The sequence below is a fragment of the Rhodoplanes sp. genome, from assembly GCF_013377085.1.
Classification (GTDB): domain Bacteria; phylum Pseudomonadota; class Alphaproteobacteria; order Rhizobiales; family Xanthobacteraceae; genus Rhodoplanes.
The window spans coordinates 76,476-99,906 of record NZ_JACAAX010000003.1 but is presented as its reverse complement, the minus strand read 5'-3'; the positions used below and the strand labels follow the sequence as shown (position 1 = coordinate 99,906).

The 23,431-nt window shown below is 70.0% G+C and carries 22 protein-coding genes; 9 read left to right on the top strand and 13 right to left on the bottom strand.

The genetic code is table 11. From position 1 onward, the window contains the following. Window positions 1-13: 13 nt before the first annotated feature. A complete protein-coding gene (gene paaI, locus HXX10_RS03610) occupies window positions 14-496 on the bottom strand; it encodes a hydroxyphenylacetyl-CoA thioesterase PaaI (RefSeq protein ID WP_296520325.1) in 483 nt (160 codons plus the stop codon). Further along, complete coding sequence (gene paaG / locus HXX10_RS03605) at window positions 487-1,248, bottom strand: 2-(1,2-epoxy-1,2-dihydrophenyl)acetyl-CoA isomerase PaaG (RefSeq protein ID WP_296520160.1); 762 nt, start codon at window positions 1,246-1,248, stop codon at window positions 487-489. The genes paaI and paaG overlap by 10 nt, the downstream gene beginning before the upstream one ends. A 173-nt stretch (window positions 1,249-1,421) precedes the next feature. Between paaG and paaZ the strand changes: the two genes are divergently transcribed. Continuing rightward, on the top strand, window positions 1,422-3,485 hold the full coding sequence (paaZ, locus tag HXX10_RS03600) for a phenylacetic acid degradation bifunctional protein PaaZ (RefSeq protein WP_296520159.1): 2,064 nt from the start codon (window positions 1,422-1,424) through the stop codon (window positions 3,483-3,485). A 249-nt stretch (window positions 3,486-3,734) separates the two neighbouring features. Further along, the gene (locus tag HXX10_RS03595; RefSeq protein WP_296520158.1) at window positions 3,735-4,841 is read left to right on the top strand and encodes an alkene reductase; all 1,107 of its coding nucleotides are present in this window, start codon (window positions 3,735-3,737) and stop codon (window positions 4,839-4,841) included. Here HXX10_RS03595 and HXX10_RS03590 read toward each other — a convergent pair. Both HXX10_RS03590 and HXX10_RS03585 read right to left on the bottom strand, forming a co-directional pair. Further along, on the bottom strand, window positions 4,811-5,278 hold the full coding sequence (locus HXX10_RS03590) for a hydantoinase/oxoprolinase N-terminal domain-containing protein (protein ID WP_296520156.1): 468 nt from the start codon (window positions 5,276-5,278) through the stop codon (window positions 4,811-4,813). The two genes, HXX10_RS03595 and HXX10_RS03590, sit on opposite strands and share 31 nt — an antisense overlap. 222 nt (window positions 5,279-5,500) lie before the next feature. Next, window positions 5,501-6,475, bottom strand: a complete 975-nt coding sequence (locus HXX10_RS03585) for a sugar-binding transcriptional regulator (protein ID WP_296520155.1) — start codon at window positions 6,473-6,475, stop codon at window positions 5,501-5,503. Window positions 6,476-6,654: 179 nt separating this feature from the next. Between HXX10_RS03585 and phnA the strand changes: the two genes are divergently transcribed. The 7 genes from phnA (at window position 6,655) to HXX10_RS03550 (ending at window position 15,336) form a co-directional block, all read left to right on the top strand. Further along, entirely contained in the window at window positions 6,655-7,938 is a 1,284-nt protein-coding gene (gene phnA / locus HXX10_RS03580) for a phosphonoacetate hydrolase (protein WP_296520154.1), read from the top strand. Further along, window positions 7,938-9,263: an alkaline phosphatase family protein gene (locus HXX10_RS03575; protein ID WP_296520153.1), complete on the top strand. Its 1,326-nt coding sequence runs from the start codon at window positions 7,938-7,940 to the stop codon at window positions 9,261-9,263. The genes phnA and HXX10_RS03575 overlap by 1 nt, the downstream gene beginning before the upstream one ends. Continuing rightward, entirely contained in the window at window positions 9,239-10,786 is a 1,548-nt protein-coding gene (locus HXX10_RS03570) for an ABC transporter substrate-binding protein (RefSeq protein ID WP_296520152.1), read from the top strand. The genes HXX10_RS03575 and HXX10_RS03570 overlap by 25 nt, the downstream gene beginning before the upstream one ends. Window positions 10,787-10,790: 4 nt before the next feature. Beyond that, window positions 10,791-11,675 carry an ABC transporter permease gene (locus tag HXX10_RS03565; RefSeq protein ID WP_296520151.1) on the top strand — a complete coding sequence of 295 codons (885 nt, stop codon included), beginning with the start codon at window positions 10,791-10,793 and terminating at the stop codon, window positions 11,673-11,675. Further along, entirely contained in the window at window positions 11,672-12,583 is a 912-nt protein-coding gene (locus HXX10_RS03560; RefSeq protein WP_296520150.1) for an ABC transporter permease, read from the top strand. Before HXX10_RS03565 ends, HXX10_RS03560 begins: the two co-directional genes overlap by 4 nt. Next, the gene (locus tag HXX10_RS03555; RefSeq protein WP_296520149.1) at window positions 12,580-14,169 is read left to right on the top strand and encodes an ABC transporter ATP-binding protein; all 1,590 of its coding nucleotides are present in this window, start codon (window positions 12,580-12,582) and stop codon (window positions 14,167-14,169) included. Before HXX10_RS03560 ends, HXX10_RS03555 begins: the two co-directional genes overlap by 4 nt. Window positions 14,170-14,418: 249 nt before the next feature. Continuing rightward, window positions 14,419-15,336: a 3-keto-5-aminohexanoate cleavage protein gene (locus HXX10_RS03550; protein WP_296520148.1), complete on the top strand. Its 918-nt coding sequence runs from the start codon at window positions 14,419-14,421 to the stop codon at window positions 15,334-15,336. Window positions 15,337-15,354: 18 nt separating this feature from the next. Here HXX10_RS03550 and HXX10_RS03545 read toward each other — a convergent pair whose 3' ends face one another. From HXX10_RS03545 to HXX10_RS03505, 9 genes are all read right to left on the bottom strand, one after another. After that, the gene (locus tag HXX10_RS03545) at window positions 15,355-16,278 is read right to left on the bottom strand and encodes a LysR family transcriptional regulator (RefSeq protein ID WP_296520147.1); all 924 of its coding nucleotides are present in this window, start codon (window positions 16,276-16,278) and stop codon (window positions 15,355-15,357) included. A gap of 332 nt (window positions 16,279-16,610) precedes the next feature. Then, the gene (locus HXX10_RS03540) at window positions 16,611-17,915 is read right to left on the bottom strand and encodes a TRAP transporter large permease (protein ID WP_296520146.1); all 1,305 of its coding nucleotides are present in this window, start codon (window positions 17,913-17,915) and stop codon (window positions 16,611-16,613) included. Then, on the bottom strand, window positions 17,912-18,421 hold the full coding sequence (locus HXX10_RS03535) for a TRAP transporter small permease (protein ID WP_296520145.1): 510 nt from the start codon (window positions 18,419-18,421) through the stop codon (window positions 17,912-17,914). The genes HXX10_RS03540 and HXX10_RS03535 overlap by 4 nt, the downstream gene beginning before the upstream one ends. A gap of 2 nt (window positions 18,422-18,423) precedes the next feature. Continuing rightward, entirely contained in the window at window positions 18,424-19,428 is a 1,005-nt protein-coding gene (dctP, locus tag HXX10_RS03530) for a TRAP transporter substrate-binding protein DctP (RefSeq protein ID WP_296520144.1), read from the bottom strand. Between the two features lie 54 nt (window positions 19,429-19,482). Further along, window positions 19,483-20,430, bottom strand: coding sequence for a 3-hydroxyacyl-CoA dehydrogenase NAD-binding domain-containing protein (locus HXX10_RS03525; RefSeq protein ID WP_296520143.1), 948 nt, complete (start codon window positions 20,428-20,430; stop codon window positions 19,483-19,485). Beyond that, complete coding sequence (locus HXX10_RS03520; protein WP_296520142.1) at window positions 20,402-21,205, bottom strand: SDR family oxidoreductase; 804 nt, start codon at window positions 21,203-21,205, stop codon at window positions 20,402-20,404. The genes HXX10_RS03525 and HXX10_RS03520 overlap by 29 nt, the downstream gene beginning before the upstream one ends. Window positions 21,206-21,210: 5 nt before the next feature. Further along, window positions 21,211-21,552, bottom strand: a complete 342-nt coding sequence (locus tag HXX10_RS03515) for a cupin domain-containing protein (protein ID WP_296520140.1) — start codon at window positions 21,550-21,552, stop codon at window positions 21,211-21,213. A 1-nt stretch (window position 21,553) separates the two neighbouring features. Further along, window positions 21,554-22,354, bottom strand: a complete 801-nt coding sequence (locus HXX10_RS03510) for a cyclase family protein (protein WP_296520139.1) — start codon at window positions 22,352-22,354, stop codon at window positions 21,554-21,556. Between the two features lie 42 nt (window positions 22,355-22,396). Further along, a complete protein-coding gene (locus tag HXX10_RS03505) occupies window positions 22,397-23,203 on the bottom strand; it encodes a cyclase family protein (protein ID WP_296520137.1) in 807 nt (268 codons plus the stop codon). Between the last annotated feature and the right edge of the window lie 228 nt (window positions 23,204-23,431).

Here is a 23,431-nt window from a genome sequence, read left to right as displayed (position 1 = left end):
AATCGTCTTCTCGTTATGGTGCCGGGGTGTCGACCTTGGAGACGTCGCCGTCGATGAACGAGCCCCCGACGATGCGCGAATGGCCGCGGAACTCGGCGATGACGGTGCCGTCGACGCTTATCGTCACGTCGTAGATGCCGTTGCGTCCCTGGCGCGACACCTCGCGCGCGGAGGCGACCAGCCGGTCGCCGCGCCGGCCCGGACGGATGAAGGTGATGCTGCATTGGGCCGCGACCGTCACGGTGCCATAGGAGTTGCACCCATAGGCGAAGGCCGTGTCGGCGAGCGCGAAGATGTAGCCGCCATGCGCAGTGTCGTGGCCGTTGACCATCGTGTCCACGACCTTCATGGCGAGGGTCGCGGTCCCCGGGCCGACGTCGAGGATCTCGATCCCGAGATTCCGACAGGCGGGGTCGTTCTCCCACATGGTGTCGGCGGCGAGACGTGCGGTCTCGTCCGGCGTGCGCGCGGAGGTGAAAGGGGCCGTCACGACGATCTCCCGGTGAAGGTGGGGGTACGCTTCTCCATGAAGGCGCGCACGCCCTCGGCATAGTCGGGCGTGCTGCCGGCCTTGCGCTGCAGGTCGCGCTCGAGATCGAGCTGCGCATCGAGGTCGTTGGCGGCGGAGGCATTGAGCGCCTCCTTGGTCAGCGCGAGCCCGATGGTCGGCTGGGTGGCGAGATGCGCCGTCAGCTTTTCCGCCTCGCCGCGCAGCGCGGCGTCATCGAGAACCTTCCAGATCAGGCCCCAGGCCTCGGCCTGCTCGGCCGTCAGCGGCTCGGCCAGCATGGCGAGGGCACGGGCGCGGGCGTCGCCGATCAGGCGCGGCAGGAAGAAGGTGCCGCCCGAGTCCGGCACCAGGCCGATCTTCGAGAACGCCTGGATGAACTTGGCCGAGCGCGCGGCCAGCACGATGTCGCAGGCGAGCGCAATATTGGCCCCCGCTCCCGCCGCGACGCCGTTGACGGCGCACACCACCGGCTTGCGCAAGCCGCGCAGGCGCCGCACCAGCGGATTGTAGAAGGCGTCGATGGTGGCACCGAGATCGGCCGGTCCGACCCGGTCGGAGAGGTCCTGGCCGGCGCAGAAGCCGCGCCCGGCGCCGGTGAGCAGCACGGCGCGGCAGCCCTGGTCGGCGCCGACCTCGTCGAGCGCGCCGGCGAGACGGCCGTGCATCTCGGCGTTGAACGAATTCAGGCGATCGGGCCGGTTGAGGGTGAGGATCACCCACCCGTCGCGACGGTCCACGAGAACCGAAGGCTCCACGAACTTCTCCCTTGGTCAGGCTCTGCGGGCCCTTGAATTAACCGATCGATCGGTTAATCTTTGAGCCAATCTAGCGAACGGGGCGCCCTTGTCAACGTCGGGCGAGCGGCGACGGCCCCGAAAAGATACGCCGCGGCCCGGCAGGAGGAACCCCGATGATCCCGACTCTCGAAAGCTACGTCCAGGACCGCTGGGTTGCGGCGACCGGCGGGCTCGTGGACATCCCGAGCGCCATCGACGGCCGCGTGGTGGCGCGTGCGTCGAGCGACGGCGTCGACTTCGCCGCGGCGGCGCGGCATGCCCGCGAGGTCGGCGGCCCGGCGCTGCGCGCCCTGACGTTCCACGACCGGGCCGACCGGCTCAAGGTGCTGGCGACCTTTCTGTCCAGGCACAAGGAGACGCTTTACGCGCTCGCGGCCGACACCGGCGCGACCAAGCGCGACAACTTCTTCGACGTCGACGGCGGCATCGGCACGCTGTTCGCTTACGCCTCGCGCGGGCGGCGCGAGCTGCCCGCCGAGCGCTTCGTCGTCGAGGGTGACACCGAGGCGCTGTCGAAGGGCGGCAGCTTCGTCGGCCTGCATGTGCTCACCCCGCTCACCGGCGTCGCCGTCCACATCAATGCGTTCAACTTCCCCGTCTGGGGACTTCTGGAAAAGCTCGCGCCGACGATTCTCGCCGGCGTTCCCGTCATCACCAAGCCGGCGACCGCCACGGCCTATGTGGCCGAGGCGCTGGTGCGGCTGATCGCCGAGGCCAACCTGCTGCCCAAGGGCGCGCTGCAATTCGTCTGCGGCTCCGCCGGCGATCTGCTCGATCATCTCGGCGGCCAGGACGTCGTCTCCTTCACGGGATCGGCCGACACCTCGGACCGGCTGCGCAATCATCCGTCGATCGGCAAGAACGCGGTGCGCTTCATCGCCGAGCGCGACTCGCTCAACGCCGCCGTGCTCGGCCCGGACGCCGTCAAAGGCACACCGGAGTTCGATCTGTTCGTGAAAGAGGTCGTGCGCGAGATGACCGTGAAGGCCGGGCAGAAATGCACGGCGATCCGCCGCGTCATCGTGCCGCGCGCGCTCGCGGACGCCGTCACCGAGGCGATCGCGGCGCAGCTCTCGAAGACGCCGCTCGGCGATCCACGGCGCGACGAGGTGCGCATGGGCCCGCTGGCCTCGCTCGCACAACGCGCCGCCGTGCGCGAGGCCATCGCCGATCTCCTGGCCGAGGCCGAGATCGTCGCCGGCGACCCGCTGCACGCCACGCCGATCGGCGGCGACATGGACAAGGGTGCCTTCATGGCGCCGGTGCTGCTGTGTTGTGACGAGCCGCTCCGCGCCACCCGGGTGCACACCATCGAGCCGTTCGGCCCGGTCGCGACCCTGATGCCCTACGACACGCTGGACGACGCGGTGGCGCTGGTCGCCAAGGGAGAAGGCAGCCTCGTCGCCTCGGTGTTCACCCATGACGATGCGGTCGCCGATCATCTCGTCTACGGGATCGCACCGTGGCACGGGCGCCTGCTGATCGGCGACCGCGACTGCGCCAAGGAGTCGACCGGCCACGGCTCGCCGCTGCCGAACCTCGTGCACGGCGGACCCGGCCGCGCCGGTGGCGGCGAGGAGATGGGCGGCCTGCGCGGCGTCTTCCACTACATGCAGCGCACCGCGCTCCAGGGCTCGCCGGCGCGTCTCGCCGCGCTGACGCGGCGCTGGATCAAGGGCGCGCCGGCCCCGGTCGCCGCCGTGCATCCGTTCAAGCGCGAGTATGAGGCGCTGACGGTCGGCGACACCGTCGAGACGGGATCGCGAACCATCACGATCGCCGACATCGAGCATTTCGCCGACTTCACCGGCGATGCGTTCTACGCCCACATGGACGAGGCGGCCGCCAAGGCGAACCCGTTCTTCCCGGGCCGCGTCGCGCACGGCTATCTGATCCTGTCGTTTGCGGCCGGCCTGTTCGTCGACCCGGCGCCGGGGCCGCTGCTCGCCAATTACGGGCTCGACACTCTGCGCTTCCTCAAACCCGTCTCGCCCGGCGAGGCGATCAAGGTGCGGCTCACCGTCAAGGAGAAGCGGCCGGCTCGGAAGCCGGAATACGGCGAGGTGCGCTGGGACGTCGAGGTGTTCAATCAGGACGGTGAGACGGTGGCGCGCTACGACCTGCTGACCATGAGCGCCCGCGCCGGTTTTGCGAGCGGAGCCGAGGCGGTGGCCTGACAGCCGCTGCGCACCCTCGGGCGAACGCAATTTCGTCACGACGCCGCGACGAGCAATACTGTTGCTCGAGCGGATGCTTTGATGCGCCGGATCTTCTCTTCGCGGCACCGCCATTGACGGACGCGTGCACCGCACCCAAGTGAAGCGTGGATGCCGGTCCTCGACCGGCGTCTCCGTTCATGCGCGCCCCGCGGCCAAGCTCGGCGCAACCCCCGGACGTAAATTTCCGACGCCGCTCACGAGGACATCATGACGAACACCCCCGCTCCTTCGGGCACGCTCTTCGAGCCATTCCGGCTCGGGGGGATCGAGCTTCGCAATCGGATCGTGATGGCGCCGCTGACGCGCAACCGCGCATCGGCCGGCAACGTGCCGGGTCCGTTCGCCGCCGAGTACTACGCGCAGCGCGCCTCGGCCGGCCTGCTGATCACCGAGGCGAGCCAGATTTCGCCCGAGGGCCAGGGCTACGAGGCGACGCCGGGCATTCATTCGCCCGAGCAGATCGCCGGCTGGCGCACCGTGACCAACGCCGTGCACCGGAAGGGCGGACGCATCTTCATCCAGCTCTGGCATGTCGGGCGCGTCTCGCACGTGTCGCTGCAGCCGGGCGGCCGCCCGCCGGTGGCCCCGTCGGCGATCGCGGCAAAGACCAAGACCTGGGTCGGCGGCGACTTCGTCGAGACCTCGACCCCGCGCGCGCTGCGCACCGGCGAGCTCCCCGGTATCGTCGATGCCTATCGGCAAGCGGCTGCCAACGCCATCGCGGCCGGTTTCGACGGTGTCGAGGTGCATGCGGCGAACGGTTACCTGCTCGACCAGTTCCTGCGCGACAGCACCAATCATCGCAGCGACGACTACGGCGGCACGATCGAGAACCGGGTGCGGCTGACCCTCGAGGTGCTTCGCGCCGTGATCGACGAGATCGGCGGCGACCGCGTCGGTATCCGCATCTCGCCGGTGTCGCCCGCGAACGACATCTCCGACAGCAATCCGTCGGCGCTGTTCGGCCATCTGGTGGCCCGCATGAACACGCTCGGCCCGGCCTATCTGCACGTCATCGAGGGCGCCACCGGCGGCCCGCGCGACAACGCCCCGTTCGACTACGGCGCGCTGCGCCGCGCCTTCAAGGGCGCCTACATCGCCAACAACGGCTACACGCCGGCGCTCGCCGCCGAGGCGGTGGCGCAGGGTCGCGCCGATCTCGTCGCCTTCGGCAAGGCGTTCATCGCCAATCCGGACCTGGTCGAGCGGCTGCGCCGCGGCGCGCCCCTCAACGAGCCCGACAAGGCGACGTTCTACGGCGGCGATGCGAAGGGTTACACGGACTATCCGGTCCTGCAGCCCGAGCCGGCGTGATCGCCACAGTCTCCGCTCATTCCCGCGCAAGCGGGAATCCAGAGCCACACGTTCCGCGCCCCTGGGTCCCCGCTTTCGCGAGGACGAGCGGAGTGACTGGCGGTCAGTCCCGACTCGAGCCCTCCGGCGGGCCATAGCCGCCCGCCGTCGGCGTCTGGATGACGACGGCGTCGCCAGGTTCGAGCACGGTGGCGTTCCAGCAGCGCGTTGGTCGCGACCGTGGTGCCCATCTTGACGGCACCGATGCGCCCGGCCGGGATCCGTGCCCCGGGCGCGACGCCGAGCAGATGGCGGATGCCGGCGACGGCGGCGTCGCGATAGGCTTCCGGATTCTCGGAGAGCAGCTTGTGGGTGACCAGCGTGCCGTCGGGCCGGCGCGCCACCACGTCCGTGAAGGTGCCGCCCCGGTCGATCCAGAAATCCCACGTGCCGCTCATCCGTCCTCTCCCCGCGGCCACGCTGCGGCGCGACCCGCGCTCTCGATAACGGCGGGCGCGTCCGCGGCAAAGCCTATTTGACGCGCACAGTCCGACGTGCCGACGCCATGCGCGATCCGTGCCATTGCGGGCCGGCGCGACGGAGATCTGATCCTTGGCGCGCCGTTCCGGGGAAGGTCGGCCGGCGCGAGATCGCTGCGACGCGCGACAGATCGTGCCGCGTCATCGCAGCAGGTCGTGCGCCGCCGCCTCGTCGGTGATCAGCACGTGGACGAGCCCCGCCTCGATGGCCGCTCGGATCGCCGCGACCTTGTGCCGGCCGCCGGCGGCGAGCACGCGCTGCGGCACCATGCGGAGCGCATCGAGGTCCGGGCCGACGGTGCGGTCCGCGATCGGGTGGTCGACCGGCCGGCCGGCCGCGTCGAGATAGTGGCCGCAGATGTCGCCGACGGCTCCGGCCTCGCGCAGCGACCGCCAGAGCTCGGGCGTGATCACGCCGTATTCGAGCGCCTTCGAGTGCGAGGTCAGGTCGATGGCGCTCAGCAGCACGAGGTCGAGCCGCTCCACCATGGCGAGAACGCGCCGAACAGGATCGCTGCGGACCAGCGCGTCGCGCAGCTCCCGCGTCTCGGTGTGCATCGGCGCCGTCACGTAATAGCAGGTGGCGTCGAGCGCCCGCGCGAACGAGGCGGCGTTGTCGTAGGGGTTGATGGTGGTGCTCTCGGCGAGCCCGCCGCACAGCAGCACCACGGTGTTGTTCTGCCCCGTCCGGCGCGCGAGGTTCTGGCCCGCGGCGTGGATGGTGCCGCCCCAGGTGATACCGAGCGCCGCCGCCGGCGCCAGACGCTCCGACACGAAGCGTCCCGCCGCCGCGCCGACGATGCCGCGGACGTCCATGCCCTCGGCCGGCGACGGCACCACCACGGCCTCGCGCAGGCCGAAGCGGGCGATCAGCCGGCTCTCCAGCGCGACGCAGGGCGCCACCGGCCCGGTAATGGTGATCTGCACGATCCCGGTCTCGCGGGCGTCGCTGAGGATGCGGTTGACGCGCTTGCGGGTGAGGCCGAGCCGCTGGGCGATGGCGTCCTGGGTCTGGCCTTCCTTGAAGTAGTACCAGCAGATCCGCACCGCGAGCGCCGCGTCGTACGGGGCGTCGCCGAGCTCGAGCGCCGTCACCTGTCCCACGTCGTCCTCCAAGTCTCCGGTCCCGCGCGGCAGCACCGCTCGATTCGGTCTCCCAGGCCAGCGAACCATCGGGGTGGCCCTGCCCGACCGTCAAGGGACATTTGCGCACAGACCGTCACAAATGTGTCAGCGAGTGTGGGTAAGGACGGGAGATGCACCCACCATGAGACCGGTGCCCCGCGAGGACAGCCGTGCCGAACCCCATCCCTGCCGTCGCCGTTTCCGCCCCCCTCCCCTCGGCCGCCGCGCTCGAGGTGAACGGCCGCGCCTATGGCTGGCCGCGCCGGCCGACCGTCGTGGTCTGCTTCGACGGCTGCGATCCCGCCTATATCGACGCGGCGCGCGCCGCCGGCGTGGTGCCGACCATCGAACGCATGATCCGCGGCGGCTTCCATGACATCGCGCTCGCCGCCATGCCGACCTTCACCAACCCGAACAACGTCTCGATCGTCTGCGGCGCCCCGCCCGCCGTGCACGGCGTCTCCGGCAACTATTATCTCGATCGCGCCAGCGGCCGCGAGATCATGATGCTCGACGCCTCGCTGCTGCGCGCCCCGACGATTCTCGCATGCTTCTCGCAGGCCGGCGCGCGCGTCGCCGCCGTGACGGCGAAGGACAAGCTGCGCAAGGCGCTCGGCCACGACCTCCACGGCATCGCCTTCTCGGCCGAGAAGGCCGACGCCGCGACCATGCCCGAGCACGGCATCGACGAGGTGCCGGCGCTGGTCGGCCGCGGCACGCCGGACCCGTACTCGGCCGACCTCTCGCTGTTCGTGCTCGACGCCGGCATCCGCCTGCTGGAGACGCGCCGGCCGGAACTCCTCTATCTGTCGCTGTCTGACTACGTGCAGCACAAGCACGCGCCCGGCACGCCGGAGGCAAACGACTTCATGCGCGCCGTGGACGCGCGGTTTGCCGCGCTGATCGCGCGGGGCGCGACGCTCGGCATCGTCGCCGACCACGGCATGACCGATATGGCCCGGCCCGACGGCACGCCCGCCGTGCTCTATCTCGGCGACCGGCTCGACGACGCGTTCGGGCGCGATGCGACCCGGGTAATCTGCCCGATCACGGACCCGTTCGTGCGCCACCACGGCGCGCTCGGCGGCTTCGTGCGGGTCCATCTGATGCGCGACGATCTCGATGCCGACGCGGTCGCGGCCTTCGTCCGCGCCCTGCCCGGCGTCCAGCACGCGCTGCGCACCGACGAGGCCTGCGCACGGCTCGAGCTTCCGCCCGATCGCGAGGCCGACATCGTCGTCGTCGCCGCGCGCGGCATCGCCCTCGGGGCGCGGGCCGCCGATCACGACCTGTCGCAACTCGCCGGCGAGCGGCTGCGCTCGCACGGCAGCCTCGCCGAGCAGCCGGTGCCGTTCCTGCTGTCGCATCCGTTGACGGCGGACTACGCGGCGCGCGCCGCGAACGGTCTGCGCAACTTCGACATCTTCGATTTCGCCATCAATGGAGTCGCCTGATGCGACGCGCCGTCCTGGTCGTTCTCGACGGGCTGCGCCGCGACTTCGTCACGGCGGAGCAGACTCCTCACCTGGCCGCCTTCGCGGCGCGCGCCGAACGATTCCCCTTTTATCGCTCAGCCTTCCCGTCGGCGACCCGCGTGGTCTCGGCGACGCTCGCGACCGGCTGCTGGCCGGCCCGCCACGAGCTGCAGGGCAACTCGCTCGCCCTCGTCGAGAACGGCGCCCTGGTGCCGCACGACGCCGGCCATCCGGACTTCCTGCAACACAAGCGCCGGGCCACCGGCCGCTCGCTCGCGGTGCCGACGCTGGCCGAGCGGCTCGCCCCGCATGGCGGCGCGATCGTCTTCAACAATGTCTCGCCCGGCGCCGCCTACGCCCACGACCCCGACGGCCACGGTCACGTCTATCACCGCGTCGGCTCGTTCGGGCCGGGCCGCACGCCGCTGCCCGAGGCGGAGCAGCTCCGCATCACGCTCGACGCCGAGGGCGACCGCCGCATGACCGAACGCTTCGTCGCCGAGGTCCTGGCCGCGCGCCGCCCGGCACTCGCGGTGCTGTGGATGGGCGAGCCCGACCACATTCAGCACAACGCCCCGCTCGGCTCGCCCGCGCATCTCGACACGCTGCGGGCGGCCGACCGCAACGCCGCCACCGTGATGGCCGCCGTCGACAAACTGCGCGAAAGTGGCGACGACGTGCTGCTGATCGTCGGCTCCGACCACGGCCACCAGACGGTCGGCGGCATCGTCGACATCGACGCCGAGCTGATCGCGGCCGGCCTGAAGGAGAGCGAGGCGTCGCGCGACGTGCTGGCGATCTCCAACGGCACCTCGGCGCTCGTCTATGTCCACCCGGACCACCATGACCGCCTGCCGCGGCTCGCCACGTTCTTCCGCGCGCAGCCCTGGGCCGGCGCGGTGATCGCTGCCGATGCCCTCGGCGACATCGGACAAGCGCCGCGGCACGGGCTCGCCTTCGCGATCTCGATGCGGGCCGACGACACGCCGAACCAGCACGGCGTTCCCGGCACCAGCCTCGCGGCCAAGCCGCGCGACGGGAAGCCGGACCGGCTCGGCTGCGGCCAGCACGGCGGCCTCGCGGCCTTCGAGCAGTCGCCGTTCCTGATGATCGACGGAGCCGGCTTCGGCCGCGGCGCGGAACGCGCCGAAGAGGTTCGCGTCGTCGACCTCGCCCCGACCATCCTGCGCCATCTCGGCGTCGGCCATGGCGACATGGACGGCCGGCCGCTGCAGAGCTCCGCGCCTCGCGCCGAGACGCAACCGAAGGAGACACCCCCGTGCGAAGCGCCCCTCGTTCCGTGAACCGCCGCCACGTTCTCGCCGGCGCGGCCGCGCTCGGGCTCGCCGCCGCGCTGCCCGGCCCGTCTCGCGCGGCGGATGCGCCGCGCCGCGGCGGCGTGCTGAAATACGCGACGCTCGGCCTCGACACCTCCGATCCGCACCGCCACACCGGCAGCATCGGGGTGCAGCAGCTCTATGTCGAGGCGCTGACCTCGATCGGGCCGGACGGCGGCATCGAGCCGTTCCTGGCTGAGTCGTTCGACATCTCCGAGGACGGCAAGACCTACCGCTTCACGCTGCGCGACGGCGTGACGTTCCATGACGGCGCGGTGCTGACGGCGGCCGACGTGGTCGCCAATATCGAGCGCGTCAAGACGCGCATCTCCGGCGGCTGGCTCGCCTCCGCCATGAAGCTCGTCGACGCGGCCACCGCGCCCGACGCCCGCACGGTCGTCGTCTCGCTGAAGGAGCCTTACGGCCCGCTGCTCGGGCTGATGTCGGAGCTGTGGATCGTGTCGCCGAGGTCGGACGGCTGGACCGACACCGTCCGCACACCGATCGGCACCGGGCCGTTCCGGTTCGGACCCTGGCAGCCCAAGGTGCGGCTGACGGCGCCGGCCCATGCCGGATACTGGCGCGCCGGCATGCCCTATCTCGAGGCGGTCGACTGCGACCTGCGCGACGACGTCGACAAGGCCCTGGCATTGCGCGCCGGCGACCTTCACATCGCCAATGTCACGCGTGACGTCGCGGCGCAGCTCGCCAAGTCCGGCGAGATCGCGGTGCGGCCCCTCAAGGACACGAGCTGGTACTTTCTCTCGTTCAACAACCGCAAGCCGCGCCCGCCCTTCGACGATCTGCGGGTGCGCCGCGCCATCGCCTACGCCATGGACAAGACCGCCTTCATGCGGTTCGTCGCCGGCGACAACGGCGTCGTCACCAACCAGATGGTGGCGCCCGGCAACGTCTATTTCGACCAGGCGCAGCACGACCGCGATGCCCACGCCAGGCCGGACCTCGACAAGGCGAAGGCGCTGCTCGCCGAGGCCGGCGTCAAGCCCGCGGAGGTGCGCATCGAGCTGGTCTCCTGGCAGGAGAGCTATCCGCAGGTCGCCGTCCAGATGCTGCGCCGGCTCGGTTTCCAGGTGAACCACGTGGCGCTCGACGACATCGGCACGCAGAAGCGGCTCGGCCAGTACGACTGGGACGTCACGGTCATCCATTCGGGTCCGCGCGCCGACGTGTTCCTGCGCTATGTGCGGCTGATGAGCGACGGCCCCAACCCGGTGCTGTGGGGCGGCGTGCAGGATCCCGAGTTCGACCGGTTGGTGAAGGCCGCCGTCGCGGCGCCCGATCCCGCCGGCCGCAAGGCATCCTACACGGCGGCCTGGCAGCGCGTGATCGACAACTATTACACGGTCGTGCTCGGCCATGCCGCCGATCTGATCGCGTTCCGTCGTCAGGTGCAGGGCTACGATCCCGGCTTCACCTGGTCGCCCAACTGGGCGAGCGGCGGCCTCGCCCGGACCTGGCTCGCAGGCTGACGCCATGTCGCTCGCGCTGACGTCTGCGACACGGCTCGATCGACGCTCCGACCGGCCGCCCGTCACGGTCGTCGTCGCCGGCCTGCTGGTCGCCGCGATCGTGGTCGTGGCCGCGGTCGCGCCGGCGATCGCTCCCTACGATCCGCTCGATCAGGATCTGCTCGCCCTCAACCAGGCGCCGAGCGCGGCGCACTGGCTCGGCACCGACCATATCGGCCGCGACGTGCTGTCCCGCCTGCTGGTCGGCACCCGCACGACCCTGCTGATCGGCGTCGGCGGCGCCGCCATCGCCTCGCTGATCGGCGGCGGCATCGGTCTTGTCGCGTTGGCCCTCGGGCGCGTCGCCGACACGTTGGTGTTCGGCGCCGTCGATCTCGTCCGCGCCCTCCCGCCGATCCTGCTGGCGCTGCTGCTGGTGGTGGCGCTCGGGGCGGGCGTCGGTTCGGTGGCGATCGCGCTCGGCCTGTCGTTTGCGCCGTTCTTCGCCTATGTGGCGCGCGCCGCATACCGCCGCGAGATGGCGCAGGACTATGTGGTGGCGGCACGCACCTTCGGGGGCGGCCCGCTGCACGTGCTCGGCCTGCACGTCCTGCCCAATCTCGCCGGCGCTCTGATCACCCAGGCCGCGATCGTGCTGCCGCGCTGCATCGTCACCGAATCGGTGCTGAGCTTCCTCGGGCTGGGCTCCTCGCCGGACGCGCCCACCTGGGGCCGCATGGTCGCCGACTCGAGCCGCTATATCGAGATCGCGCCGCACGCCATCCTGGCGCCCGTGATCGCCATCGTGGTCTTGACCGCGAGCCTGTCGCTGATCGGCGACGACCTGCGGCATCGCCTCGATCCGCTCCGCCATGCGCGCGGCGCCGCCGGACCGGAGCCGCAGCCATGAACACGCTCGCCGGCCTCGCGTTACGTCTGGGCAAGATGCTGCTGCAGGCCGCCGCCATCGTCGTCCTGGTGTTCCTGCTGGCCCGGGTGGTGCCGGGCGACACCGTCGACGTGCTGGCCACGCAAGGCGACCTGACCGACGCGCAGCAGCAGGTGATGCGTCACGAGCTCGGCCTCGACCGCTCGATCGGGGCCCAGCTTCTCGCCTGGAGCAGCGCCGCGCTCGCCGGCGACTTCGGCGAGTCGATCCGGTTCCGCCGGCCGGTCGCCGGCATGCTGGCGACGGCCCTGCCCACGACTCTCAGGTTCGCCGGCATGAGCTTCGTGGTCGGCCTGGTGATCGCCTTCGGGCTCGCCGTCATGGCGGCGACCAGCGGCAGCCGCCGCACCACCGCGCTGATCGATGCGGTCAACATCTGGTCGATCGCCTTCCCGACCTTCTGCGTCGGCGTGCTCGGCATCCTCGTGTTCTCGGTGTGGCTCGGCTGGCTGCCGGTGCTCGGCAGCATGGTGCTGCCCGTGCTGATCGTCGGGATCGACAGCGCCGGCCAGATCGTCAAGCCGCTCTACGAAGAGCTGCGCGAGGCGACCGCGGCCGCGCATGTCCGCACCGCCCGCGCCAAAGGCCTGCATCCGCTGCGCGTCGTCGTCGTCCATCTGCTGCCGACCGCCCTGCCGATCGCCCTCACGCTGTCCGGCCTGGTGCTGGCGGGCCTCGTCGCCGGGACGCTGACCATGGAGGTGCTGTTCGGCCTGCCCGGCATGGGAAGCCTGCTGCTCAACGCGATCCATGGCCGCGACTATCCGGTCATCCAGGCGACCATCGTGGTGATCGCGGTCGCGCTGGTGGTGATCAATGCGCTCACCGACATCCTGCATCGTCTGATCGACCCGAGGGTGACCGCATGACCGCCGCACCGCTGCTCGTCGTCCGTGACCTTTCGGTGCTGGCGCCGCACGGCGCGCTGGTGCGCGACGTCGCCTTCGAGGTCGCCCACGGCCGCACGCTGGCGCTGGTCGGCGAATCCGGCTCCGGCAAGTCGCTCACGGCGCTGGCCACGATGGGCCTGCTGCCGCCCGGGCTCGAGGTCGGGCCCGGCACCCGGGCCACCTTCGAGGGCGCGCCGCTCGCGCTCGGCGACGAGCCCGCCATGCGGGCGCTACGCGGGCGCCGCATCGCCATGGTGTTCCAGGACCCGATGTCCTGCCTCAACCCGTTCCTGCGGATCGGCGCCCAGATCGCCGAGGCCCTCCAGCGCGCCGGCCTGCGCGGAGCCACGGCACGCCGGCAGCGAACCCTCGCGCTGCTGGGCGAGGTCGAGCTCGCCGATCCGGCTTACGCTCGCCGCTACCCGCACGAGCTGTCGGGCGGCCAGCAGCAGCGCGTGATGATCGCCATGGCGCTTGCCGGCTCGCCCGACCTGCTGGTCGCCGACGAGCCGACCAGCGCGCTCGACACCAGCGTCCAGGCCGAGGTGACGCGGCTGCTGCTTCGCCTGCAGGACAGCCGCGGCATGGCGATGCTGTTCATCACCCACGACCTCGCGCTCGCCCGCACGCTGGCCGACGAGATCGCGGTGATGCGGACCGGAGAGATCGTCGAGGCCGGCCCGGCCGCCCGCGTGCTGAGCGCGCCGCGGCTCGCCTATACGGAGCGGCTCGTCTCGGCGCGGCGCATTCTGCTGAGCGCCCCTGCGACCGAGCGGCCGGGCAGCGACGAGCCGGTGCTCGCCGTCGAGGGTCTCGCGGTCGACTATCCGGGCAAGGGCCTGTTCGGCAAGCCGCTGCGCGCGCTCGCCGGGGCGAGCTTCACGCTGGCGCGCGGGCGCACGCTCGGCCTGCTCGGCGAATCCGGCTCCGGCAAGAGCACGCTGGCGGCCGCCATCGTCGGCCTGCGGCGACCGGCCGAAGGGCGCATCCGGCTGCCCGGCTGCACCCTGACGGCGGAGCGCCCGACAATCCCGCAGGCGCTGCGGCGGCGCTGCCAGCTCGTCTTCCAGAACCCGGCCGGCGCGCTCAATCCGCGCCTGACCATCGAGCGGCTCGCCGGCGAGCCGATGCGCCTCGCCGGCATGTCCCGCGCCGAATCCCGCGACCGGGTCGCCGACGCGATCGCCGCCGTCGGGCTCGACCCCGCGCTGCTCGGCCGCTACCCGCACCAGATCTCGGGCGGACAGCGCCAACGGGTCTGCATCGCCCGGGCGCTCCTGTGCGAGCCCGACCTCCTGGTCTGCGACGAGGCGGTCTCGGCGCTGGACGCCACCGTCCAGGTGCAGATCCTGATGCTGCTGCGACGGCTGCAGCAGGAGCGCGGCTTCGCCATGCTGTTCGTCGGCCACGATCCGGACGTGGTGGGCTGGATCGCCGACGAGGTTCTGGTGATGCATCGCGGCCGCATCGTCGACCGCTGCGCCGCCCGCGACCTCGGTGCCGACGACCGACACGAGCACACGCGCTGCCTGCTCGCCGCAAGGCCGGATCGCCTCGCGGCGTAGCCGTAGCGGACGAACACCCTTCGTCTTGGGCCGCCTCGGCGCCAATTCGTCGCCCGCATCCGCGACACGGCGACGGGCCGGGCCCTGCTCGGCCGGCGCGTGCGGCGGACCGCGGGATAACCCCAGGCTATGGAGCCTGTCGCCGATTCTATTTCGTCCCGGCGACCGCGACCGGCATGATCCGCCGATGCGACGCTCGATCGTCCAGCCGCAACCCCGCGGAGCGTCTGTCCATCACCGAGCAAAACCATGCCAGACAAGCCCCGATCCCCGTCCGGAAGGCGCCCCGTCGTCGTCACCTGCGCCATCACGGGCGGCGGGGACACGGTCGGCAAGCATCCCGCGATTCCGGTGACGCCGGAGCAGATCGCCGTCTCGTCGCTCGAGGCGGCGCGGGCAGGTGCCGCGATCGTCCACATCCATGTCCGCGATCCCGCCACCGGCAAGCCGAGCTCCAGGCTCGAGCACTACGCCGAGGTGGTGCAGCGGATCCGCGCCGAGAACACGGACGTCATCATCAATCTCACGACCGGCGCGGGCGCGCGCTTCATTCCGTCGGTCGAGGATCCGAAGGTCGGCGGCGCCGGCAGCACGCTCGCCACGCCCGAGGCGCGGGTGCGCCACATCGAGGCGCTGCGGCCGGAGATCTGCACGCTCGACATCACGACGATGAATTTCGGCGAGTTCGTCTTCGTCAACACCCCGGCGCATCTGCGCACCATGGCGGCGCGCGTGCGGGCTGCCGGCGCGACGGCCGAGCTCGAGCTGTTCGACACCGGCAACATCCGCCTGGCGCTGCGGCTGATCGAGGAGGGTGCCCTGGCGACTCCGGCGATGTTCCAGATCTGCCTCGGGGTCCCGTGGGGCGCGCCGGCGACCATCGAGGCGCTGCTGCTGATGCGCGACATGCTTCCGAAGAACGCGTTCTGGACCGGGTTCGGGATCGGGGGGCACGAGTTCCCGATGGTGGCGCAGGCCGTTCTGCTCGGCGGGCACGTCCGGGTGGGACTGGAGGACAATCTCTATATCGAGCGAGGCGTGCTGGCACCGAGCAATGCCGCGCTGGTCGACAAGGCGTTGCGGATCGTCGAGGCGCTCGACGCGGTGCCGGCGACGCCGGACCAGGCGCGCGATCTTCTGGGGCTGGCGCGTCCGACGGCAGGATGAGCGATCGGCTCGCTGCACTCAGATCGGATCGAGGTCCAGAGGATCGGGATCGGGCGGCAAGAAGGACGCGCGCAGCATCGCGGAGAACGCCTTGACGACCGGGATGGGGGTATTGGTGCGCCGATATGCGATCCCGGCCGAGAATTCCCACAGGGTGCCGTGGATCGCCAGCCGGGTGAGGCCGAACGCCTCCATGTAGGGCAGCATCACGGTCGGCAGGTTGACGATGTAGTCGCCGGCCTGCAGCAGCGACAGGATGCTGGCGATCGAGCTCGTTTCCACCGCGACGCGCGGCGGCGCGAGTTCGTTGGCGGCGAAGAACGAGTTGACCCGGCTGGAGCCGACAAAGTCGTTGGCCAGCGCGATCCACGGATATTTCAGGAGATCGGCGGCCGCGATGTCGTCGCCCTGCGCCAGCGGGTGCCGTGCGCTCGTCGCGAGCATGTGATGGATGTCGGTCAGGTGCTCCTTGACGATCTCGGGATGGCTCGGGAAATCGAGGGTCGAGCAGATGAGGTCGAGCTCGCCGCCGAGCAGCGCCGGGACGAGCGTGTCGATGACGCCCGTCCGCATGCTGATCTTCACGCTCGGCTGCTGGCGCTGGAACTTGGCGATCACGGGCGGCAGCAGGCGGAGCATCCAGACCGGCCCGGCCCCGATCTGGATGGTGCCGCCTCGACCGCCGGTGATCGCCTGGATCTCGGCCACGGCGTGGTGATACTCGAGCGCCATCAACCGCACGCGGCGAGCGAGAATGTCGCCGTAGGGCGTCGGCACCACGCCGTTCGGACGCCGCTCGAACAGAGGCACGCCGAGGCTGGTCTCGAGCTGGTGGATGCTCTTGGTGAGCGCCGGCTGGCTGATGTGGACCGCCTCCGCCGCCGCGCTGATTCGCCCGTGATCGATGACGGCGAGGAAATGGCGGAGCAGACGGGAGTGCATCAGGCGCGATCCTGCTCCCCGAACGGGCGGCACCAGTCCGCCCTCGGGGGCCGTCGAGGAGGCAGAGCCTAGTCGATTGGACCGCTTTGGCACGATCGGAGGTCTCCCGCAAGATCGACCGCTCCCCGGCCGTGGTGCCGCCGGCCGGGCCGGGCGGGCTGCCGAGCCCTAGAGTCTTTTCCGCTGAACTCGACCCAGCCTCCGCTCATTCCCGCGAAAGCGGGAATCCAGGGGCCACACGTCGAGCCGCCCCTGGGTCCCCGCTTTCGCGGGGACGAGCGGAATTCGGGTCCGATTCATCGCCACCGAAAACTGCTCTAGCAGCACGCCGATCAGCCGCGCAGCAGGGCCGGCAGCCAGAGCGCGAGATCCGGAAACACCGTCAGGAGGCCGAGGACCACGATGTCGGCCACCACGAAGGGAACGATGTTGCGGTACAGGCTCGGCAGCGGAATGTCCGGCCGCATCGCGTTGATGATCAAGATGACGAGCCCGATCGGCGGGATGATCAAGCCGAGCTCGACGATGATGACGTTGATGATCCCCCACCAGACCGGGTCATAGCCGAGATGGAGGATGATCGGCAGCGCGAAGGGCAGCGTGACGATCATGGCCGCGAGCTCGTCGAACACCGAGCCGAGGATCAGGTAGACGCACAGCATCAGCACGATGATACCGGCCGGCGGCAGGCTGACCTCGCCGACGAGCTTGATCAACTGCTCCGGAATCATCGGCAGGCTGATGAAATAGGTGAAGACGGAGGACCCGATCAGGATGAAGTAGATCATGCCCGCCGTCGCCGCCGTGTCCCGCATCCCGACGACGAAGTTCTCGATCGTGATCGTCCGTCGCAATGCGGCAAATCCGAACGACACGACGGCGGCGACGGAGGCGGCCTCGTTGACCGTGAAGATGCCGCTGTAGAGTCCCGTGAAGATCGTTCCGATCAGCAGCACGGCGGGCGCCGCACGCCTGAGTGCCGCGAGCTGCTCGGCACGCGGCACCCGCTCCGAGATCGGAGCGATGCCGGGAGTCAAGCGGACCAGCAGCGTGATCGCCATCACGTTCGCCGTGATGGTGATCAGTGCCGGAACGACGGCCGCGATGAACACGTCGAAGATGTAGGCGCGGGCGACGACGCAGTAGATGATCATGCTGAGAGAAGGCGGAATCAGCGCCTTCATGGCACCGCCCGCCGCGATGGTGGCGCCCGAGAAGCTCGGCGAGTAGCCGCGGCTCAGCATCTCCGGCAAGGCGACGCGCGTGAAGGTGGCGACCGTCGCGGGCGACGATCCGCAGATGGCGCCGAAAGCGGCGCTGCCGCCGATCGTGGCATAGGACAGGCCGCCCCGCCGGTGGCCCAGCAGGGCGGCGGCCGCGCCGTAAAGATCCTTGGAGAATCCGGAGACGTTGACGAACGCGCCCATGATCAGGAACAGCGGCACGGCCGTCAGATCCATGCTGCTGAGCACCTGGGCCGGCTCGGTCGCCAGGAAGGTGAGCGCCGGCCCCCAGTTCGTCTGCAGCGCGAAGGCGACGATGCCGACCGCGATCATCGCGAAGGCGAGCGGGACATGCAGCGCCACCAGGACGAACAGCGCCACCAGGCCCGCAATGCCGATTTGGGTCGCTGTCACGCCGTGAACTCCGGACCGGTTTCTTCAGGGGCACCGCGGAAACGGCGCAGCACGACGACGGCCTGCGCCAGGACCGCGAAGCACAGGATGCCGTCGACGACGAACCAGAACGGCGCCCGCGGCAGATTGAGCATCCAGGTCACCTCTCCGGCCCGCAACGCCTTCACGCCGTAGAGCCAGAACTGCCACGCCATGCCGATCATCACGACCTCGACGACGAGCGCCGCGACCAGGTCGACGCCGCGCGCCAACAGGGCCGGAAGCACCTTGCCGAGCGACTTCAGCACGATGTTGGTCTCACGCAGCAGGGCGATCGGGAGACAGGCGGCGCCGCTGATCGCCGCGATCAGGTCCCCGATCTCACGGACGAAATCGAGAGGGTAGTTGGCGAAGGCCCGAAGGAGTCCGTCGAGCATCGTGAAGGTCGCCATGATCAGCAGCAGGGTGAGCCCCGCCACCGCGAGGCCGTTGGCGACGGCGCTCACCACCCTCTCGAACGTCGCCATGGTCACTTGGCCCGGATCTGGGGCAGCAGCTCGTTCACCTTGGCCAGAATCTTCGCATTGTTCGGATCCTTGGCGGCCCACTCTGCCGTGACCTTCTCGTAGGAGGCCTTGGCCGCGGCGAGGTCGGCGGCGGAGGGCGTCACCACGGTGCGCTTGGGATCGGCCTTGAAGCGGGCGATGATCCCGTCGTTGTGCTCGATCAGCGCCTTGATGTAGAGGCCGTTGATCCAGGCGCCGGAATACTTGGCGATCACGTCCTGCGCGGCCTTCGGCAGGGTATCGAACTTGGCCTTGTTCATCACCACGGCGAGCGGGCCGCAGCCGAGGTCGAGCAGGTAGCTGTGGCTCGTCACCCGGTCGACGCCGAAGTCGATCACGGCCGCGGGCACCAGCGTCGCGGCGTCGACGGTGCCGCGGCCGATCGCCTCGACGATCTCGTTCGGCGGCATCAGGATCGGCACCATGCCGAGCTCCTTGACGGTCTGGCCGACGATCGGACCGACGATCCGCACCTTCATGCCCTTGAGATCGGCGTTCGAGCGGATCGGCCGGCGGGAATAGATGTTGTAATTGGCGTTCGCGAACGACCCGATCACGTAGTAGTCGGAGTAGCCACGCAGGCTGTTCGACTTCACCAGCGCGGCGTAGAGGTTGGTGCCTTCCTCGAGATCCTTCAGGAGACCCGGCAGCTCGAACACCTGGTCGTCCGGAAAGCGGCCGGGAACGAGGCTCGGATTGATGAAGGCGATGTCGGCGACGCCGTCCAGCACGAGCTGCGGTTGCGCCGGCAGGCTCTTGCCGAGGGCTCCGTTCGGATAGGCGTCGATCTTCACGGCACCGCTGGGGTCGGCGTTGACGGCATCGACCCAGAGCTTGATGACCTTCGCGTAATTGACCTCGGTATCGGATGCGAAGAAGGACAGCTTCAGCGTCACGGTCTGTGCGACCGCTTGGCCCGCGGCGAGCGCGAGACACGCTCCCAGCAAGGCCGCAAAGACTTTCGTCATGGCTTCTCTCCCTTTCCCGACCGGTTCAGTGGCGTCTGGTTCGTCCAGTGTCTTTCACCCAGTGTTCTTCGTCTCCCCGGACCCGCCCGCCGCGTCGAGCAGGGCGGCGTCGAGCCGGTTCTCCAGTTCCGCCCGCGCCTCCGGCGTCCAGTCGCGAAAGCCGCGGCCGACCGCGGCGCCGGTCTCTCCGGCCGCGACCTTGTCGACGAGCAGGCGTTGCGGCGCGCGGCTGCAGTCGAGATCCGACAGCAGCACGGAATGGATCGCCAAGGTCAAGCCGAGACCGACGAGATCCGACTGCTCGAGCGGTCCCATCAGCCCCAGTCGCGCGCCGAAGCTGTTCTTGACCACGAAGTCGACCGTCTCGGCGTCGCACACCCCGTTCTCGACCAGCGCGATCGCCTCGCGCTTGAGGGCGTGCTGGAGGCGATTGCCGATGAAGCCGGGCACGTCCTTGCGGACGTGGACGGGCTTCTGCCCCACCTCGGCGAGCAGCGCCATCGCGGGAGCGATCAGGGCCGGGTCGGTGCGCTCGGCCTGGATCACCTCGACGAGGCGCACCGCGTAGGGCGGATTCCAGAAGTGCATCCCGAGCACGCGCCCGGGGTGGCGAACGTCGGTGGCGACCCGCGAGACCGGGATCACCGACGTGTTGGTCGCGAGGACGACCTCCGGACCGCAGCGCGCGTCGAGGTCGCGAAAAATCCGCTGCTTCAGCTCCACCGTCTCCGGGGCAGCCTCGATCACCAGCACGCAGCCGGCGATCTCGGCCGGCGCGGTGGCGTGCAGCGACACGCGGTCGACCACGTCGGCCGCCTGGCGCCGGCGTGCCGTGATGGCGGCGAGCCGCTCGGGCACCTTGGCGCGCGCGTCGTCAATCGGGTCCACCAGATGGACCCGGAACCCGCCGGCCGCGAAGATCTGGGCGATGCCCACACCCATGCGGCCGGCGCCGATCACGCCGACGGCGCGATCAGCCGGCCGTGTAGCCTCCGTCGACATACATCACCTGTCCCGTGCAGAAGTCGGACGCCGGCGAAAGCAGGTAGAGCGCCATGCCGATCAGATCCTCGGCCTCGCCGAGCCGCCCGAGCGGAATGCGCGACAGCGACCGCTTCTTGGTCGCCTGCCCGAGTTCGTCGTCGCCGAACATCCAGGCCGTGAGCTTGGAGCGGAAGACGGTCGGGGCGATGGCGTTGACCGTGATGCCGTGCTTCGCCCATTCGGTGGCGAGCACGCGGGTCAGCGCGTCGGTGGCGCCCTTCGAGGTGCAATAGGCCGTGTAGCCCGAGACGTTGCCGTGGCGGCCGCGCACCGAGGACATCAGCAGCACCTTGCCCTTCACCTGGTTGGCGATGAAGTGGGCGCCGACCGCCTTGGCCATGAACCAGGCGCCGCGGACATTGGCGTCCATCACGGCCTGCCAGTCCTCGTACTTCATCTCGTGGATGAACCCGGCCTTGTTGTAGCCGGACGCGACCACGAGCTGGTCGAGGCGCCCATACGCGGCGAGGGCCGCGTCGACCATCGCCTGCGCGTCCTCGAGACTGTCGGGCCGGCGCGGCACCGTGATGCAGCGTCCGCCCAGGCTCTCGACCTCGGCGGCGACCTCGGCGAGTTCCTTGGCGGAGCCGCCGGCGAGCGTGAGGGTGGCGCCCAGCGAGGCCAGCATCAGGGCGGTGGCGCGCCCGAACGCGCCGGAGGCGCCGGTGACAATCGCAGACTTGCCGCGCACGTCGAACAGCGACAGCGGATTGCGGAGCGGTTCGGAAATCATCGCCGTCACCCTTTGGTCTTCGACAGGATGACCAGCATGCTGGCCACCGCATTGCCGCGGTTCTCGATGGCGCGCGCCTCGCCGGGGGCGAGGTGGCACGAGTCGAGCGGGCCGAGCGTCACCGCTCCCGCGTCGGTGAGCACCGTCACCTCGCCGCTGACCACGATGTAGACCTTCTCGGAGGCCGAGGCCGACATCTCGGCGCCGCCGCCGGGCAGGAAATGCGAGAGCCCGCAGGTGAACGCCTCGGTGTCGCTGGCGGCGCCGCCCTGGAGTTGCAGCGCCACCATGGCGTGATGGCGCTTGGCCTCGTAGGGCTTCGCCTCGGCGAAGCGGGTGAGCTGCATGTCAGGCCCCCGTCGGGATGCGGAATTTCTGCTCGGGATCGAGCACGGCGACGACCCGGACCACGCAGCCTTCGCCGGTGTGCCAGCGCCAGGGGAACGCCATGATGGTGCAACGCTTGCCGGTGACGAGATCGACGTCGCCGCCGATGTTCTCGATGCCCGGGATGCCGGCCCCCATCATGATCTTGTGGGCAGGCTCCCAGTGCGGAAAGTCCTCGAGGATGTGGCGGCCGGTGAGCGCCTTGTACTCCCCGTCGAGATGCGGATGCGACGGCCCGAGCCCGTGGTCGGCCAGCTTGGTGCCGAGCGGGTGGTCGAGCGCCTGCACGTCGATGCCCAGCATCTTGACGCCGCGCTCGACGATCCACTCGGCCGCCTCCTTGTAGAGGCCGGGCGAGTAGGCGAAGTAGTCGTCGTTGTCGCCGAGCTTGTGGTGCGAGCCGGTGTTGATGATCAGGATGTCGCCGCGCTGGATCTTCGGGTTCGCCTTCTCGAGGTCGTCCGGCGTGATGACCTCCCACTTGCCCTTCGGGATCGACACCACGACGCCGGTTCCGAAGAACCGCCAGGTGTCGTAGCCGGTCAGCGACTTGCCGTTCTCGGTGACGTGCAGTTGCGCATCCATGTGGGTGCTGCGGTGCATGATCGATTCGATCTGCTGCACGAAGATGCCGTCGTTGGCGTGGAACTTGTGAACCCTGACGTTCAGGTTCGCGGCGGAGGGCCATTGCGGCACGCCGTGCCCGTAGACGTTGCTGAGCTCGTAGTAGCGCAGCCCGTTGGCTCCGATGATCTCGCCCATGGTGATGTCGTCCGTGTTCTCGTGTGGGTCGACCGTCGCAGGTCAGTTGGCTCGGCCGGACTCGATGCGATACGCACCGGACGGATCGAACATCGCCATCAGCCGGACGACGCAGGCGTCGCCCTGGCTGAACCGCCACGGATAGGCGTGGATAGTGCACCGCTTGCCCGCCACCTCGGCGAGGTCGCCGCCGACATTCTCGATGGTGGGGATGCCGGCTTTCAGCAGCAGCTTGTGCGCCGGATTCCAGTCCGGGAAGTCGGCTTTGGCGCTGCGGCCGGTCTCGGTCTCGTAGAGCTTGGGCAGCCGCTTCATCAGCGGGCCGCCGCGGTGCAGGCCGAGCGAGGTCGCCAGCGGATGATCGACATAGGCGGTGTCGACGCCGACCAGCCGGGCGCCGCGGTCGATCAGCCACTGCGCCGCATCCTTCGCGAGCCCGGGGCCCTGGCCGAAATACTCCTGGCTGTCCGAGTATTTCTTGTGCCAACCGGTGTCGATCAGGACGATGTCGCCCTTCTCGACCGCCGGCGTCGCGGCCGCGAGGTCGGCCGCCGTCACGTACTCCCAGCGGCCCTTCGGGATGTCGAGCACGACGCCGTTGCCGAAGAACAGGTCGATCGGCATGTTCGCCACGTCGGCGCCGCCCTGCACGAGGTGCAACGGCGCGTTCACGTGGGTCGACACGTGCATGATCGTGGTGATGCGTTGGCTCAGCACGCCGTGCGCCGCGTGATAGACGGCCCGCTCGATCCGGATGTCGGGGTCACCCGGATTGATCGGGGTGCCATGCCCCCAGGGATGGCTGAGTTCGACGAAGACGATCCCGGTACCGGGTTCGGTGATGCTCATGTGCTCGCTCCGCTCGGGGCGCGCGGATCGCAGTCCGGCGCTCGTCGTTGGCCGACGTTAGGAGCGGGGGGCGAAGGCCGTCCAATAGCGACCTCACCCCAAGGGATATCTGAAAGTTATGGTGCAGTGCGGGATGGCGCCCGCGGCGCCAGCAGTGGCCCGGCCGTGCCGCGGAGCGCGCGGCTTCCGGCCCTCGGCAGGCGTTTCATTCCGCGCGGCCAGATGGTG